Genomic DNA, 15,986 nt, shown 5'->3' with positions numbered 1-15,986 from the left:
TAGAGTGTACTGTAAAGTTAGCAAGTTGACAAACCTGTTGCCTTGCGTGGGGGATAAAGCCTTCAGAAACAAATATTTTTTGCAAAAGTAATGCTAAAAATAACTTTTTTTCTGCTCGTACAAAAGTCAAACATCAGGAACATTCCAGTATTATCCTGCACGGTTCCTTGAGATCGGCTTAACTTTTCAGAAATAACATATGAAAAAGCAGGTTATTTTCAGAGAACACTTTCAAAAAGAAATCGGTTGCATTCAACAGGAATTCTGCTAGAATATAACTTGTTCGAACAAGTTGTCGAGCGGAAGCAAAACGAAAGGAGGAGGACTTGTGACCAAAAGGAAACCGGTAACCCCAGCAGCCAAGAAAGAATATGCAAACAAAAGTATGCGGTTTAATCGTTTTTTACTTTTTCGTTATATGACTGCGATCTTTTTCTTTGTCAATCTTTATTGGACCCTATTGAGCCTGTCTCAATGGACATGGGCGGGTTTGATTCCCATTGCCTTATTGATCGTTGATGGACTTATACTTATTGAACAAACTCAAAAATATTGGCAGCAATCGAATCGTTTACTGGTGACAAAAATCGGGTATTGGCTCCAATTCGGCGTTAATCTCATTGCAATTTTTGGTATTTTGATCGGACAGCAAGCAACATTGATTCCTTTTATGAATCAATCGGGTAGAGGCATCTTACTTGCCTTGTTTACTGTCGGCATGATGGCGTGCCTGTTCATCCAGCGTAAAGCCTGGTTGATCGAGCATGATCGCGACAAGTATTTCACGTATTTGACTACATTTGAAACACAAGGAGGAACAGTCAATGGATTCAGAAAATAACAAAATGTTTGCCTTCTTGGACCGCTACTTAATGGGTCCAATGGGAAAAATCTCACAGTTACGGATCGTTCGTGGGGTCATGGCAGCCGGGATGGCGTCGATTCCTTTCACTATCGTAGGATCAATGTTCTTGATCGTCAGTGTTTTGCCACAAAGCTTCCCTGCATTAGAAGGTATTTGGAGTGCGTCATTCGATAAAATCCAAAATCTTTACATGTTAGGTAATACCGCAACAATGGGGATTTTAGCACTTTACTTCTGTGTCGTGTTTGGTTACGAGTACACGAAAATCCAAGCGCAAGAAGAGAAAATCGTTCTTAGCCCAGTCAATGGTGCGTTGCTTTCAATGATGGCGTTCTTTATGTGCTTGCCACAACTAGTTTTTGAAGGTGGTATGGCAACACTAGTCAATGTGATTTCTGATGACCAAAAAATCATCGATGGTTGGGAAATGGCTGGCGGGGTGACTCGTTTAGGAACAACTGGGATCTTTACAGCGATCATCATGGCGATCATTGCCGTAAAAATCTACGCATTCTGTGTGAAACGCAATATTGTTATCAAAATGCCTGATACAGTGCCAACAGGAGTATCTTCATCTTTTACAGCATTGATCCCAACGGCACTGACTTCATTAGCTGTAATCGTCATCAATGGTGCATTAGTCGCAATGGGCACAGATATTTTCAAAGTCATTGCGATTCCTTTTAGTTTCGTGACGCAATTGACCAGTACCTGGGTCGGACTACTTGTTATCTACTTCTTCATGCATGCACTCTGGATCGTCGGTATTCATGGGGCAACGATCGTGACCTCATTCTTGACGCCAATCGTATTGTCGAATATGGTGGAAAACCAAAATGGTGCCAACATTGCCTTTGCGGGCGAGTTTAACAATAGTTTTGTTACGATCGGTGGTTCAGGAGCGACATTAGGAATGGTGATTTTCATCGCCTTCTTTGCAAAATCAGCGCAGTTAAGTGCTTTAGGAAAAGCAGCGATCGTGCCGTCCTTCTTCAATATCAATGAACCGATTTTGTTCGGGATGCCAGTGGTATACAACCCGTACACAGCGATTCCATTCTTCTTAGCACCGATGGCTTCAATGTCCGTTGCTTATTTTGGCATCAACCTAGGCTTTGTTAACCCACCGATTGCTCAAGTAGCGTGGCCGACGCCAATTGGCTTATCTGGCTTTATTGGTTCAGGTGGTGACTGGCGTGCCTTTGTTTTAGCAATCATCTGTGCAGTCGTTGCTTTCTTGATTTGGTTCCCATTCATCAAAATGTATGATGGCAAATTATACAAGGACGAACAAGCAAACGCAACGAAGGCATAATCTATCCGTTTTTTGATAAGCCAGCTATGAAAAATAGCTGGCTTTTTTTACGCCGAGGATGATAATAGTAGTAAAGAATCGAATAGAAAGGAGTAGCTAGATGACCAAACTCAGTATTGAAGACTTAGCAGCAGAATTGATCAGAAAGATTGAAGCCGGTGACATTGGAAATGAGCAGGGGAAGATGCCCAGTGAACGAGAGCTTTTGGCGATTTATCCCGTTTCTCGTTATACGTTACGCCAAGCCCTCAATAAATTGAGCAAGATGGGTTGGATCTATCAAATGCAAGGGCGAGGTTCTTATATTCGCTTTCAGAGCAACCAAAAACCCACCATTGAACAAGGAGATCTTGGCTTCAATGAAGATTTGACGCGAGGTGAGAAAAATATTCGAACAGTCAAAGCCTCAAAACGACTGGTCAAGGCAGCCGATGCGTTGTTTCTCCCTAGTCATAAACAATTTGCGAAAGATCAACACTTTATCGAAGTTCAGCGGTTTCGTACGCTAGATGACAAACCGTATTTAATTGAACGTTCCTATTATATTCCTGAAATCGTAGGGGAGATCTCAGAAACAATGATGGATGGGTCGATGTTCCAAGCTTTGGCAGAAGAAAAACAGCTGACGGTTGCCTTCATCGACAAGTTTATCCAGAGCAAACCGTTAACGAAGGAACAAGCTGCCTTCTTTCATTTAGAAGAAGGCATGCCAGCATTGATTGTAAGGGATGATAGTTATTTAAGAAATGGCGAACTATTGGCATTTTCAATGATTCATTATGATTATCGGATGGCAACCCTGTATATGCACAAAAAGATAATACTTTAAGTTATTAACAATGTAAATCGACTAAAAACGATAGCAAGCATGGTCTTTGTTCCCCCCATTTTTTCGTGCTAGACTAAAATCATCAGCAACTTATAGCAACTGACACCTAAGGGTTGAGAATTTAGCGTCTAAAACGAGGAAAAGAAGGGATGTGCCGTAATGGCAGCAACAGCTAAAGAAACCAAAGTACATGATGTATTTGAATCGATTGCTTCCCGTTATGATCGAATGAACGGTATTATCTCTTTTCAGCTACACAAACGGTGGCGTAAGGATACAATGAAACGAATGGCAGTGCCGCTAGGTGCTGAAATATTAGACCTCTGCTGCGGAACTGGAGACTGGGCATTTGCCTTAAATGAAGCAGTCGGTCCGACAGGACAAGTGACCGGTGTTGATTTTAGTGAAGAAATGTTAACGGTTGCCCAAGAAAAAGCACAGAAAAAACAGCAAACGCAAATCCTGTGGCAGACCGGCAATGCGATGGCATTAAGCTTTCCAAACGAGAGTTTTGATTATGTGACCATTGGTTTCGGCTTGCGAAATGTCGCTGATCGTCAACAAGTCTTAGCGGAGATTCACCGGGTCCTGCGCCCAAGCGGGAAAATCGTTTGTTTAGAAACGTCGCAGCCGACGTTGATTGGTTGGCGGCAGTTGTTCACCTTTTATTTTCACTATGTCATGCCCTTTTTTGGCAAACTTTTCGCAAAAAGTTACCAAGAATACTCTTGGCTACAAGAGTCAGCACGGGATTTTCCTGATAAAGAAACGTTAGCAAATGAATTTCAAGCAGCGGGTTTTGGCATATTACAAGTCAAAAGTTATGCAGGGGGAGCAGCAGCGATGCACATGGGGATCAAAACTCAAAACTGAGAACGCTCCTTGATTAAAAAAACACGAGTAAATGAAAGAGACCATCGAACGGATCGATGGTCTCTTTGCGTTGAGCAATTCAGAAAGTTTCTACTAGTTATTTTTTCTTTGGTTCTAACACGATGTTGGTATACAGCCAGATGGTCACCATGTAATAAACGGCATAGAGCGCGATAAAGATGCCAAAAGGTAGCCAGAGGTTATGATACGGATCGATCATCAACGTCGTGAACATTTGGAGACCGAACAAGACATGGATCATGCCTAAAATACCGGGAACTAGGAACAAGACGCCGATTTCTTTACGAATCGATCCTTTCAGCAAGCTAGTTCGTGTACCGATTTTTTTCAACATAGCGTAACGTTGAATGTCACTGTTTGCGCCAGAAAGAATTTTAAACATCAAGCAGCTAGCTAACATCGTTAAGAAGGCGATTCCTAAGAAGAAGCCCATGAACTCAAAGCCGGAAAAAATACCGTTGTAAGTATCATAGACAAATACTCGTTGAGTGAAATTCATGTCCGGCGTTTCAGAAGAATTTGCTGTTTGATTTTCTTGAGCCAATTCATGCAATGCCTCGTAGTTGGACTGAAAATCTTTGACTTGTATCATGCGTAAACTCGATTCAGGATCACTCAAGCGATCAAAGTCTGCTTGATCAACAATTTTAATTTCTTTACTACGTTGATCTGGGAGCAAATATTGACGTAACTGATCTTGTTGAGTAGGATCGGTTGCTAATTGTTCACCAGAAACCTTGGTGTAATGAACGTCAACACTGAGGTTGTCGTAAACAGAGGTCAATAAGTTCGCATCATCAAATTCTTCTTTTACAAAGTAGATGCTATCACTACTTTCCTTCAACGTATAATTGACATCTGTGGTTGGCTTTAACGCAGTGATCTTTTCATCTGAAACGGCTTGTGCATTGTTTAAATATAAGTCGTAAGGGGCTGCTGTTTTTGCCATGATCGGAATTTGGTTTTTAAAGCCAAGACCTACAGTCAAAGCACCTAAGGCTAAAGCAAAGAGCATTGCCACCATTGAAAGCATCTGAGTATAATCACGAATTCGGAAGCTTAATTGGGAGAGCGTGAAATTGTTTAGTCGTTTTAATGCGATCCCATCCGATTTCTTCAAAAGACCTAAAATCGTGATTATCACTGATCGGAAAACAAGATAGGTACCCAAAACAATCGTTACGAGGGCGATGCCGATGCCAATCAATTGGAATTTCAACAAATCGCTCATCATATAATAGCCAATCGCTAAAGAGCAGATCCCTAACACTGTCTGCAAGAGCAATAAAATAGGCCGTTGTTTTGCCTGAGCAGGCGTGCTTGTTTCACGAAGCAGTGCCAATATGGATTTTTTGGCAATGGCCCGTGCATTGAAAATAGCAGCAATCAAAAAGAGCACGGAGAAGAAAATGACGGTCACTACTAATGCTTGAGGACTAAATGCCGCATAATGACTGATTTGCAAGTTCAATTGATTCACTAGTAAGGTATTCACGCCACTTGCCAAGCCAATCCCTAACAAAGAACCAACAGCAGTAGCTACGATTCCGACTAAGAAGGTTTCGATAAAAATCATCTGGGCGATTTTACGTCCCTTAGCACCAAGCATCATAAACATTGCATAGTCTTTTTGCCGCATTGCCATCAAAAATGAGTTGGCATACAAAATATAGGCAAAAGTGATGATTCCTAGTAACACAGACCCAAAGCGAAAGACGAAAACCACCATACTAATGATTGAGTTGCTTTTTAAAAAGGCTTCATTGCTGGCCATCGATTCGAACATATAGAAGATGGCTGAGGCCATGACTAAACCAGAAAAGAGGACGATATAATCCTTCAACCGGCCTTTGATTCCGGTAAGTGATAATTTCCAAAGCATGTGTTCTTCCTCCTTATTGTTCCAAGTTTCCTAGAATGACAAGGATCTTGCGATAAAATTCTTCGCGGCTTTGATCCTCTCGTTTAACTTCTTGATGGATCTTTCCGTCTTTGATAAATAAAATACGTTGGCAATAGCTGGCGGAAAGAGGATCGTGGGTCACCAATAAAATCGATACTTGGTCATTGGTATTCAAATCATCCATCATATTCAACAAATCTTTGGCGCTTTTTGAATCTAAGGCACCCGTGGGTTCGTCGGCAAAAAGAATCGTTGGTTCTGTGATCAAGGCTCGAGCAGCTGCCACCCGTTGTTTTTGCCCACCGGAGATTGCTGCTGGATATTTGTCGAGAATATGGGTGATAGACAAACGTTCTGCAACAAGTTTGATCCGTTGTTGGATCATTTTTGGTTTGACTCCTTGCAATGATAGGGGAACGGCAATGTTTTCTGACGCTGTTAAGTTTTCTAAAAGATTAAAATCTTGGAAGATGAACCCTATCTCGCGGCTGCGAAAATCTGCTAAGGCATCGCCTTTAAGTTTCGTGATATCGTTGTTGTTGATGCGGATCGTACCGTTTGTTGGATGATCCAAGGTTGAGAGAATATTTAGTAGGGTAGATTTTCCTGAACCAGAAGCTCCCATGATTCCGATAAATTCGCCTTTTTCAATATCAAAGCTGATGCCTTTTAAGGCTTCGGTTTGTTTTTCGTTGGCTTTTCCGTAAACTTTGGTCAGTTCATTTGCTTGAATAATTTTTTCCATGATTGAGTTACGCTCCTTTTAATTGAGTTAATGCTTTCGCTGGAATATCTTTTTCTTTGACCTCTTCATAGCTAGTCACGCCTTTTTTCTCATTCCAAGTAAGTTTTAGATAGGCTTCTTTACGCAAAGGACGCTCTTGGAAGCCATTGAAATCAAGGGTTTTGCTTTTCCCATTTTCGTCATATCCAGGCAATTCATAGTGGTATTGGGTAAAGACATTACCGTTGTCATCTTTAGAAGTCGTTTTTTCACCATCTGTCGTGATTTGAACATAATAGCTATCGCCTCCCATGATGACTGATTCAGCAATTTGCAATGCACCGAATCCAACAAGTACGACAACTGCCAGTCCAATCAAAAATTTTTTCATCAATAGGTCACCTCGTTTTTTATTATGATGAAAGTATAACGCTAGTTTTCTGAAAAGTAGTGTGAAAAATCTATCAATAAACTTTCAATTTTGTCACGACGAACGAACAAAAAACGTTTCTGAATTGTGGGGTTCACAAAGCAGAAACGTTTTATGCTAATTGCTCTTCAATTGTATTTTTTGCGAAACAGTTCAACGACTAAGTGTCCCTCATCATACATTATGGCGGCTTCATCGATCATCAAACCCAGTAAATAGTAGTCTTTTTCTTCATGGATCGTTTGGTGACCGCCTAATAATTCAACATAATAGTTTTCTAAAGTACTGTCTCTTGGGGTATTTAGCATTTCGATAAAATGTTCTAAATCAGAGGGCTGTTCTGGGAAAGGACCTTCGACGACTGCTTTGAATCCCTCTGCTTCAAAGGCCATCTCACTTGTTATCTTTTGACAGTCATGGGACAAAAAGTAGGTGACCACTTCATCGACGATTCGTCGTGCCCGTTCTTTTTCAATCATTTTTTCTCCGCCTTCTGATTTGTTGGTATTCATCTAACAATGGTACCATTGCTGCTGCTACAAATCCACTGGAAAAACCATTATTGTATAAGTTCAATCCACCGTGTAAATAGGTGATGTTGGTGACTAGCGCTGCATGGACGATTCCAGCTAAGACACCAGCTATCGGACCATAGTAACCACTGATAGGAGCCAGACTTGTGCCGAAGATCGCTGTTAATAATAAGCTGAAGGTCGATATATCAGATGTCAAACCGACTTTGGTTGCTAAAACTACACCGATCATGACAGGTAAACTATTTTTCCAGTGATTCCCAAAGGCACTGAAGCCGATCACGGTCAGCACTGCCCCTAATAGGGGACCAGAAAGTTCGCCTTGGAGCAGAAAAACAAAGACTAGCATCAAGAGCCCCATCATTGCCATGTTCATCATGGTGACGCCAAGAGAAAAAATCGTGACATAATCAGTCATTAGTTTCCCTGATGTTTTGAAGAGGTCTCTTAAGTCTTTGAGAGATCGGTGGTTTAAAAAATAACCGATAAGAAACAAGGAGAAACAAAGGATGAGCAAGAAAGCCGTCAAGTAATAGTGGTATTCAGTCGTCAATTGTTTGTTTGAATAGACCTCCATATCGAACAAGCGTAAAAAACTAGTGAAAAACATGGTAATAATTCCAGTGGCAAACCCAATATTGTACAAAGAAAATCCTTGATGGAATTGCAAAAATTGTGCTGCCAGAGGTGGCAATGTTAAGCCAATCAAAACGCCAATCCCATAACCTAGTGCGATTCCTAGAGGCAAAGGTATTCCTAAGCCAAATGCTAAGTAACTAATGACTGGCGAGGCTGCACTGCCAAATAAAGCAACCAGTGAATTTTGGGTAGAAGGACGCTGCTGTATGTAAGAATATAAGTAGACACCCAAGGGAATGGGGATCGAGTTAAAGAGGTTTTTTCCGAAAAAAGAAAAGCCGGATATGGTGAAGAAAGCAGCGATCATCGGACCACTAATAATGGTTCCTTGCTTTTTAGCCAATAGGATACTGATCAAGGTCAATAAGCCGCTATTTAAAAAGGCGCTTCCAAGATTGCCGACTGCAAAATAATCTGAAATCAAATTGCTAGGGGCATTCAAAATGGCCAACGATCCTTGCCACAACGCTTGGGGAGGCGAGGCGAAGAAGCCAATAAGAATCAAGGCGATGCTATACGCCAAAAGCAAGCGCTGGGTTAAGAGCTGCGAAATGGGTGCAAAAGGTTTCGATTTTGTTTGTAAGAAAATTCGTTTGTCTGACATAATTTCAATGAACGCTCCTTTTTTTCATAGTATCACATCTTTTCTCATCAAAGAAGGGTTTCCTGACAGTTTACGGCAGCCTCTTTTTTAAGGAAGATGAGAAGAAGAGTTTGAATAAAAGAAAAAATTAAGAATTTTTAGAGAAAAATAATAGCGATTTAGTAAGAATTCTAGCGGTTTTTTCAATATTTTCATTACCTAGTGAAATTATTGACAGAAAGAATTTTGCGAAAATTGTTATAATTTAGTTAATCTCGTTCAGATTTTCTAATAAAAAAGCCATTTTAAGATAAAAAAAACTGTTTGCTTGGTTTTTTTATCAGTGAATCATAAATGAGGGGATTTAAATAAGGAGGAAGAGTATGAAGAAAACGAAGTTTGGCATGATCACTTTATTGGCAGCGCTTGTTTTAGGTGCGTGCGGACAAAGTAACGAAGGTGGGACAGGATCCACAGATACAGGAGAGTCGTCATCAGACGCGGCAGCATCAGATATCAGCACCATGCCATTGGCAGTAGTGAACGATGGTGAAGTAATGGATGGCGGTACATTGGATGTAGCAGTCGTCATGGATACCCAATTCCAAGGATTGTTCCAATGGGAGTTCTATCAAGATACGTATGACAATGATTTTATGTTACCTAGTCACGAACAGCTCTTTTTAAAAGATGCAGATTTCAAAATCGTTGATGGTGGAGCAGCTGATCTTGATTTAGATATTGAGAATAATATAGCAACGATCACTTTGCGAGATGACTTGAAATGGTCAGACGGGGAAGATGTCACAGCTGAAGACGTTATTTTCTCTTACGAAGTTATTGGACATCAAGACTATACCGGTATTCGTTATGACAACACCTTTACCAATGTAGTCGGAATGGAAGAATATCACAACGGAGATTCAGATACGATTTCGGGAATTACCGCTGTCAGCGATAAAGTTGTTGAGATTGAATTTAAAGAAATGCATCCAGGAATGATGCAACTAGGTGGCGGTGTATGGTATTCAGCATTACCAAAACATACTTTTGAAGGCATTGAAGTGGCAGATATGGAATCTAGTGATCCCGTTCGAAGCAACCCAATTGGTTTTGGTCCTTACCAAATGAGCAACATCGTTCCAGGTGAGACGGTTGAATATATCCCGAATGAGCATTATTACGGAGATACACCGCCTTTGGACAAAATCGTTATGCGTGGCGTTCCTTCCGCATCAATCAACGAAGCATTGAATGCGAAACAATATGATCTTGCACTGAAAATGCCTACTGATACTTACGATTCTTACGCGGATACTGATGGATATCAAATCTTAGGCCGTCCAGAACAATCCTATACGTACCTTGGTTTCAAATTGGGTACTTGGAATGAAGAAACAAATAGTGTCGAATACGATCCGGATGCAAAAATGGCAAATAAAGCGTTGCGCCAAGCGATGGGCTATGCAGTAGACAATGATGCAATTGGCGAGCGTTTCTATTATGGTTTGCGCTCAAATGCTAGCACTCTGATCCCACCTGTTTATGGCTCATTGCACAATTCAGAAGCTGAAGGCTACCATTTAGATTTAGATAGAGCGAATCAGCTCCTAGATGATGCTGGCTTTATTGATGTGGATGGCGATGGCTTCCGTGAAGATCCAGATGGCAACAAATTGACCATCAACTTTGCTTCAATGGCAGGTGGAGAAACTGCACAACCGTTGGCGGATTACTATGTCCAACAATGGCAAGAAATCGGTTTGGATGTTCAATACTCAACAGGACGTTTGATTGACTTCCAAGCATTCTACGACAAGCTGAAAAATGATGATCCAGACATCGACGTTTATTTAGCTGCTTGGGGAACAGGATCTGATCCTTCACCGACCGGTCTATGGGGACCAAATTCTGCCTTCAACTACACTCGCTATGAGTCAGACCGCAATACAGAATTGTTGGCAGCTATCGATTCAAATGATTCATTTGATGAAGAAAAACGTAAAGAAGCATTTGACGCATGGCAAGAGTATGCATTGGAAGAAGCATTCGGTATTCCAACACTTTATCGTAACCAAGTATTGCCGATCTCTGATCGGGTCGCAAACTTCACTTGGGCATATGATCCAGATCATAACCCATGGGCGACTATTGGGGTTACTTCAGAATCTCGTTAGTCGGGAAGCTAAACCACAAGAATAGTCGTAGACTCTGTTTTCTGACAGACGGACCCTTACCAGTACCAGTTAGGCCTATGGGCCTAACTGGTTTTTTGTGTAGAAGTATAGAGTATGCTTGTCTGAAAAAACGTCCTTTAGATGGCAGACAGGGAGTATAGGAAAGCACGAAGCGCTGAAAACTAAATGGAGATGCTCGTCACAGCATAAATCAGATTTTTTAAATCGATGTTATGATTCTGATACCCGGCTTGTTCGATAACGATTAAGCTGTTTCTTAACACTTCTTTGTTTAATTGAGAAGATTGTAAGTACGAATAGATCTCTTGATACAACACTTGATGGATTTTTAAATAAAAATAAAGAGGTGTATTAGGCAAGGGATGAGACAAGAGCAGAAACTTGTTAAGCAAGTAGGAATCCTTATTCTCGCTGGCGAATGCACAGCCGTTTAAGATCACGACACTTAACAGATTTGCATAAAAGGGATCATTGGCATAGCGAAGAATTTTTTTGATTCCATGGTCTAAATAATAGCTGATGGTTTCTTGGTCAAAAATAAATAACAAATTGGAGAACAGATTCAGTTCAAAGCGTCCCCATGTTTCGATATCGAACAAATATTGCTTCACTAATTCAACTTCTTTCGAATACGCTTGCTGATTCTTAAGAAATGATTCTCGATTGAGCAGTAACAGGCCTTGGATATACAAAGAATAATAAAAAAAATTTTGTGTCTCAAAGTAACGTTCTTCTAGGCTCGTCAAGTAATCAAGGGTGAGTGTTCTGTCATAATAACGGGTATAGAAGTCTTGTACGAGTTGTCGTTTTTGATCCGTGGCTTCGCTGTCAAGAAGCAGACTAAACTCATGAACTGTGATATTCATCTTATCAAAATAATCAAACAGGGTTTGTGAAGAGAGGTTTGTTTTACGATTTTCGAAAGAAGAAAGGGTGGTACGAGAGGAAATACCTTCGGCAAGCCTGGCTTGCGAGATTTTGCGATCTGTGCGCAGTTTTTTGATTAAAGAGCCTTGCTGTTTCATGGGGGACCTCCTTAACTGTGACGCATTTCTGAACAATGTGATTTTAATAACATGTTATCAAATATAATAGGGTATAGCAAATAATAAAGGAGGTCGTTTTTCATGGAATTTGAACCATTTGGTCCTTGGGAAATCAACCCATTTAAAAACTAGTACAGGCTTTCATTTAGATACTTGTCATTGAATAATCAGTGACAGATTGATGAATGAAATTTCGTTTAGCTCCTGCTTTTTACGCGGCGAACTGCGAACATTCTAAGCAGGAAAGAGAAGATCTTGAAGAATCGAAAGGTTATTTGATTGATTCCCCCGCTCAAAGAGACCTTTTCGTTTGTGGAAGTCATGAAACGCATGAATCGCGCAAGGTGGTCAGTCCCATTGAATGTCTGTCATGCACCAGACCTTCCCCAATTTTCTGATTCTTTGTGATTGATCGTCTTTCAAGCATCATACTTCCAGCTATGACCGTAATGCACGAAGATTACGGTTTTTTTGTGATCTAATTGTGCTATACAGTAAACCGTTTATTTCAAGTGAACTAAAAGACCAAAGCTAGACAATAAATTCAGTGAGAAAGATAGTGAAAAAAAGTCAAAAACAAAAAAAGAAAAACGTTTGCAAAAAAAGTGTTGACATTTTTTCTCAGAATGAGTACTATTATCTCAACGGAACACGAGAGTGTTCTCATTACTGGATTCGTTACTGTTCGGCAGGCAAGACCAGAGGAAAAAAGTGCGTTGATTACCCAAAATTTTCTTGGGTTGTACACTTTTTTGCTTTGGTCTTCTTTTTTTGCTCAATAATTTCTATTCGCTAAAAAAGAACCGGTTCCAAGGTAAGATCCAGTCATTGATCATCGAAGGAGGGGAGAAGAGGAGCGCCAATGAACTGCCAGCTAGGTTTGAATAATTTTTGCATCATTGTATGGTACAGTTAGTATTCTTATCACTTAGGGGCAATTCAGAGAAAAAAATAAAAGACCTTCTGCATAGAAGACAAGCCATGTATGGTATTGAGCGGGCTATGCTGATCAAGGAGGATCGTTCGTGAAGATTATCAAGAGGATCAACAACAATGTTGTACTTTCAAAAGAAGATGAAGTTGAAGTGATCCTAATGGGAAAAGGGATCGGCTTTCAAACGAAACCGGGTGACCTGATTCCGGCTGAGCGAATCGAAAAAAAATACTACCCAGAAGATGACTTGACAGTGGAACATATGTCGAAAGTCATGACGAAGGCTGACGAAAAACAAATGGCCGTGATTTATGAAATCGTGCGTCTTTTTCGGGAAAGTGTTGGAACCGATTTCAATCCGAATGTTTATTTCACACTGATGGATCATATCTTGTTTGCCATCAGTCGTCAAAAGCAAGACATTGTTTTGACCAATCCCATGCACTGGGAAATCAAGAAGATTTACGCCAAAGAATATGCGGTCAGTCTTCAAGCGGTGGAGTTGATCCGCAAAGAGCTGTACCCAGATTTTTCACAAGAAGAAGCTGCTTTTATTACCTTGCATTTCGTCAATGCGCAAATTGAAAAAAGCGCCAATCAAAGTGCCTATGAGCACACCGAGTTGACCAACAATATTTTACGGATCGTTAAGTATAGCATGAACATCGAGTACGATGAGAATTCTTCCTACTTCCAACGGTTTGTGACCCACATTCGCTATTATTTAATTCGACAAAGTCAAGAAAAAGAAGAGCCAGTATTGGCTAATCCGATGATTGCCTTGGCTTTCAGCAGCTATCCGAAAGAAAAAGAAACCGCAGATTCGATCAAAGAATACTTATTTGAACAAAAGGGCTGGCATGTCAACGATATGGAATTGATGTATTTGATTCTGCATATCGGCAACTTATCCGCTCACTCAAAATTGACTTAAGAATGGAAATGGATTCGTTACAGTTCGGCTGGCAAGACCTGCACTTTCTTACAATACTCGTTGAGGAGACCCGTCTCGTTTTTTATGGGTGATACTCTTGCTTGTTTATTGTAGAAATGGCCGGTCTTTTTATTTTTATTAAATGATCTATTAAAAAGGAGAAATCAAAATGGCAAAATATACTGAATTAGCACAAGACATTTTGGCCCACGTTGGCGGCAAAGAAAATGTCTCTTCTGTAAAACACTGTGTGACACGCTTGCGGTTCCACTTAAAAGACGAAAGCAAAGCCGATACCGATTACTTACAAAAACGTGACGGTGTTGTAACAGTCGTCAAAGCAGGTGGACAATACCAAGTGGTTATCGGCAATCATGTACCAGATGTCTATGATGAGGTGTTGAAAGTTGGCGGATTAGCCGATGGTGGCAGCCTTGATATCGATGAAGGTGACGAAAAGAAAGGCAGTTTGTTTGATCGCTTTATCGATGTCATCTCAAGTTTGTTTCAACCGTTCTTAGGTCCATTAGCGGCAGCCGGTATCTTAAAAGGAATTACGGCATTACTTGCAGCAACAGGGATGGAAGCGACCAATGGTATCTATGTGGTAATGAATACCCTAGGCGATGGTTTGTTCCAATACTTACCAATGATCTTAGCCGTGACCGCAGCGAAGAAATTCAAGATGAATACCTATACGGCTTTGGCGATCGCAGGGGCGATGGTTTATCCGGGCTTAGCAGAAAGCGTTGCTGAAGCGAGCAAAGTCTTCGGTCTAACCTTGACCTTACCAGCAGGGGGCTACTTTAACAGCGTACTGCCGATTATTTTAGCGATTTTTGTCGCTTCGAAAATTGAACAGTTTATGCGCAAAGTTACACCTGATGTAGTCAAAATGTTTGTGGTTCCTTTTGTAACGATTTTGATCACTGTGCCGTTGACCTTCTTTGTGGTAGGCCCAGTCGCAAATACAGCATCTAGCTGGATCGGTATTGCTTTCCAAGCGGTTTATGATTTCAGCCCAATCATTTACGGCTTTGCTTTAGGGGCATTATGGCAAGTATTGGTAATGTTTGGTCTTCACTGGGGGCTTGTGCCATTGGCAATCATGGATATGGCGCAAAACGGCTCTTCGATTATTTTGACCGCCGCAGTGCTACCATGTTTCACGCAAACGGGTGTGTTAGCAGCGATTTGGTTGAAAACGAAAGAACCAAAAGTCAAACAAGGCGCAATGCCAGCGTTGATCTCATCGATCTTCGGTGTGACTGAACCTGCGATCTACGGGTACACGTTGCCAATGAAAACACCATTTATCGTTTCTTGTTTAGTTTCAGGTTTCGTCGGTATCTACTTGTCGATCTTTAATGTCACTGGCTACGCAATGGGTGGTATGGGGATCTTCTTGTATCCTGCATATATCGATCCAGCAACAGGCAGCTTCCATAGCGTCATTCACTTAGCCATCGGTACAGTGATTGCGATCGTGGCATCCTTTATCATCATGATGTTGTTGAAAGTACCAACATTGTATACAACTGTTGATTCACCAGTCGACGGACAAGCAACACCAGCAGCGCCAGCACCAGCAGCAAAAACCGTTTCTGCCAGCGTCAAAGATGAAACAGTCAAAAGCCCAGTAACCGGTCAAGTGGTTGCATTAGCAGATGTGGAAGACAAAGTCTTTTCTTCAGGTGCTATGGGAAAAGGGATCGCCGTTGAACCAGCGATCGGTGAAATCACTGCGCCAGCAGATGCAGAAGTCAAAATCTTGTTTCCAACAAAACATGCCATCGGCTTAGTGACAGAAGATGGAACAGAACTATTGATCCACATCGGCATGAATACGGTGGAACTTGAAGGCAATCACTTTACTGCCTACATCAACCAAGGAGACAAAGTCAAAGCCGGTCAAAAATTGATCTCTTTTGATACAGAGGCGATTCGCGCGGAAGGCTATTCCTTGCTGACACCAGTCATCGTCACGAACTCTAGCGACTATAGTGACATCCAAACGACACAGTCAAAAGAAGTAACAGCGAAGGACGATTTGATTGAAGTCGTAAAATAAATAGGTTTAACGGCACGTCGTTGGATCAGTAAGATTGCTTTCTTGCTGATCCACTGTGCCGATCAATGAGAAAAAAGAAAGTAGGCTA

At 41.1% G+C, this 15,986-nt stretch carries 13 protein-coding genes; 7 read left to right on the top strand and 6 right to left on the bottom strand.

From position 1 onward, the window contains the following. The first annotated feature begins 328 nt into the window (after nucleotides 1–328). From FJU10_RS01780 to FJU10_RS01765, 4 genes are all read left to right on the top strand, one after another. Nucleotides 329–841 carry a hypothetical protein gene (locus FJU10_RS01780; protein ID WP_140964991.1) on the top strand — a complete coding sequence of 171 codons (513 nt, stop codon included), beginning with the start codon at nucleotides 329–331 and terminating at the stop codon, nucleotides 839–841. Then, nucleotides 825–2,180 (top strand): PTS cellobiose transporter subunit IIC, encoded by a 1,356-nt coding sequence (gene celB, locus FJU10_RS01775; protein ID WP_081119318.1) that lies wholly within the window; start codon nucleotides 825–827, stop codon nucleotides 2,178–2,180. The genes FJU10_RS01780 and celB overlap by 17 nt, the downstream gene beginning before the upstream one ends. Nucleotides 2,181–2,280: 100 nt before the next feature. After that, complete coding sequence (locus FJU10_RS01770) at nucleotides 2,281–3,009, top strand: GntR family transcriptional regulator (RefSeq protein WP_140964990.1); 729 nt, start codon at nucleotides 2,281–2,283, stop codon at nucleotides 3,007–3,009. A gap of 159 nt (nucleotides 3,010–3,168) precedes the next feature. Then, complete coding sequence (locus FJU10_RS01765) at nucleotides 3,169–3,882, top strand: demethylmenaquinone methyltransferase (protein ID WP_140964989.1); 714 nt, start codon at nucleotides 3,169–3,171, stop codon at nucleotides 3,880–3,882. Nucleotides 3,883–3,979: 97 nt separating this feature from the next. Here FJU10_RS01765 and FJU10_RS01760 read toward each other — a convergent pair whose 3' ends face one another. The 5 genes from FJU10_RS01760 to FJU10_RS01740 form a co-directional block, all read right to left on the bottom strand. Beyond that, nucleotides 3,980–5,785, bottom strand: coding sequence for an FtsX-like permease family protein (locus tag FJU10_RS01760; protein ID WP_077454578.1), 1,806 nt, complete (start codon nucleotides 5,783–5,785; stop codon nucleotides 3,980–3,982). Between the two features lie 13 nt (nucleotides 5,786–5,798). After that, nucleotides 5,799–6,551 (bottom strand): ABC transporter ATP-binding protein, encoded by a 753-nt coding sequence (locus tag FJU10_RS01755; protein WP_081119314.1) that lies wholly within the window; start codon nucleotides 6,549–6,551, stop codon nucleotides 5,799–5,801. Nucleotides 6,552–6,558: 7 nt separating this feature from the next. Further along, nucleotides 6,559–6,921, bottom strand: a complete 363-nt coding sequence (locus FJU10_RS01750; RefSeq protein WP_077454576.1) for a YxeA family protein — start codon at nucleotides 6,919–6,921, stop codon at nucleotides 6,559–6,561. A 167-nt stretch (nucleotides 6,922–7,088) separates the two neighbouring features. Further along, entirely contained in the window at nucleotides 7,089–7,439 is a 351-nt protein-coding gene (locus FJU10_RS01745; protein WP_077454575.1) for a hypothetical protein, read from the bottom strand. Continuing rightward, entirely contained in the window at nucleotides 7,432–8,736 is a 1,305-nt protein-coding gene (locus tag FJU10_RS01740; RefSeq protein ID WP_140964988.1) for a DUF1576 domain-containing protein, read from the bottom strand. The genes FJU10_RS01745 and FJU10_RS01740 overlap by 8 nt, the downstream gene beginning before the upstream one ends. A gap of 362 nt (nucleotides 8,737–9,098) precedes the next feature. On the opposite strand from FJU10_RS01740, the gene FJU10_RS01735 reads away from it, so the two are divergent. Continuing rightward, the gene (locus tag FJU10_RS01735) at nucleotides 9,099–10,892 is read left to right on the top strand and encodes an oligopeptide ABC transporter substrate-binding protein (RefSeq protein WP_140964987.1); all 1,794 of its coding nucleotides are present in this window, start codon (nucleotides 9,099–9,101) and stop codon (nucleotides 10,890–10,892) included. 182 nt (nucleotides 10,893–11,074) lie between these two features. Here the strand turns inward: FJU10_RS01735 and FJU10_RS01730 are convergent, their stop codons facing one another. Beyond that, nucleotides 11,075–11,938 (bottom strand): helix-turn-helix domain-containing protein, encoded by an 864-nt coding sequence (locus FJU10_RS01730; protein WP_140964986.1) that lies wholly within the window; start codon nucleotides 11,936–11,938, stop codon nucleotides 11,075–11,077. 1,046 nt (nucleotides 11,939–12,984) lie between these two features. Here FJU10_RS01730 and FJU10_RS01715 point away from each other — a divergent pair. Next, on the top strand, nucleotides 12,985–13,827 hold the full coding sequence (locus tag FJU10_RS01715) for a PRD domain-containing protein (protein ID WP_140964985.1): 843 nt from the start codon (nucleotides 12,985–12,987) through the stop codon (nucleotides 13,825–13,827). A gap of 169 nt (nucleotides 13,828–13,996) precedes the next feature. Next, complete coding sequence (locus tag FJU10_RS01710) at nucleotides 13,997–15,898, top strand: beta-glucoside-specific PTS transporter subunit IIABC (protein ID WP_140964984.1); 1,902 nt, start codon at nucleotides 13,997–13,999, stop codon at nucleotides 15,896–15,898. The last annotated feature ends 88 nt before the right edge of the window (nucleotides 15,899–15,986 follow it).

Origin of the sequence: Enterococcus sp. OL5 (assembly GCF_006491895.1) — a bacterium.
Taxonomy (GTDB): domain Bacteria; phylum Bacillota; class Bacilli; order Lactobacillales; family Enterococcaceae; genus Enterococcus_D; species Enterococcus_D innesii.
Note: the sequence above shows the minus strand (reverse complement) of the source record. Positions and strands in the feature narration are given on the sequence as shown.

What these genes read in the sequence shown, in the direction of transcription:
- FJU10_RS01765 (WP_140964989.1), top strand. Translation starts at nt 3,169, where the DNA reads ATGGCAGCAACAGCTAAAGAAACCAAAGTACATGATGTATTTGAATCG.
- FJU10_RS01710 (WP_140964984.1), top strand. Translation starts at nt 13,997, where the DNA reads ATGGCAAAATATACTGAATTAGCACAAGACATTTTGGCCCACGTTGGC.
- FJU10_RS01760 (WP_077454578.1), bottom strand. Translation starts at nt 5,785, where the DNA reads ATGCTTTGGAAATTATCACTTACCGGAATCAAAGGCCGGTTGAAGGAT.
- FJU10_RS01750 (WP_077454576.1), bottom strand. Translation starts at nt 6,921, where the DNA reads ATGAAAAAATTTTTGATTGGACTGGCAGTTGTCGTACTTGTTGGATTC.
- FJU10_RS01730 (WP_140964986.1), bottom strand. Translation starts at nt 11,938, where the DNA reads ATGAAACAGCAAGGCTCTTTAATCAAAAAACTGCGCACAGATCGCAAA.
- FJU10_RS01755 (WP_081119314.1), bottom strand. Translation starts at nt 6,551, where the DNA reads ATGGAAAAAATTATTCAAGCAAATGAACTGACCAAAGTTTACGGAAAA.
- FJU10_RS01740 (WP_140964988.1), bottom strand. Translation starts at nt 8,736, where the DNA reads ATGTCAGACAAACGAATTTTCTTACAAACAAAATCGAAACCTTTTGCA.
- celB (WP_081119318.1), top strand. Translation starts at nt 825, where the DNA reads ATGGATTCAGAAAATAACAAAATGTTTGCCTTCTTGGACCGCTACTTA.
- FJU10_RS01745 (WP_077454575.1), bottom strand. Translation starts at nt 7,439, where the DNA reads ATGATTGAAAAAGAACGGGCACGACGAATCGTCGATGAAGTGGTCACC.
- FJU10_RS01770 (WP_140964990.1), top strand. Translation starts at nt 2,281, where the DNA reads ATGACCAAACTCAGTATTGAAGACTTAGCAGCAGAATTGATCAGAAAG.
- FJU10_RS01735 (WP_140964987.1), top strand. Translation starts at nt 9,099, where the DNA reads ATGAAGAAAACGAAGTTTGGCATGATCACTTTATTGGCAGCGCTTGTT.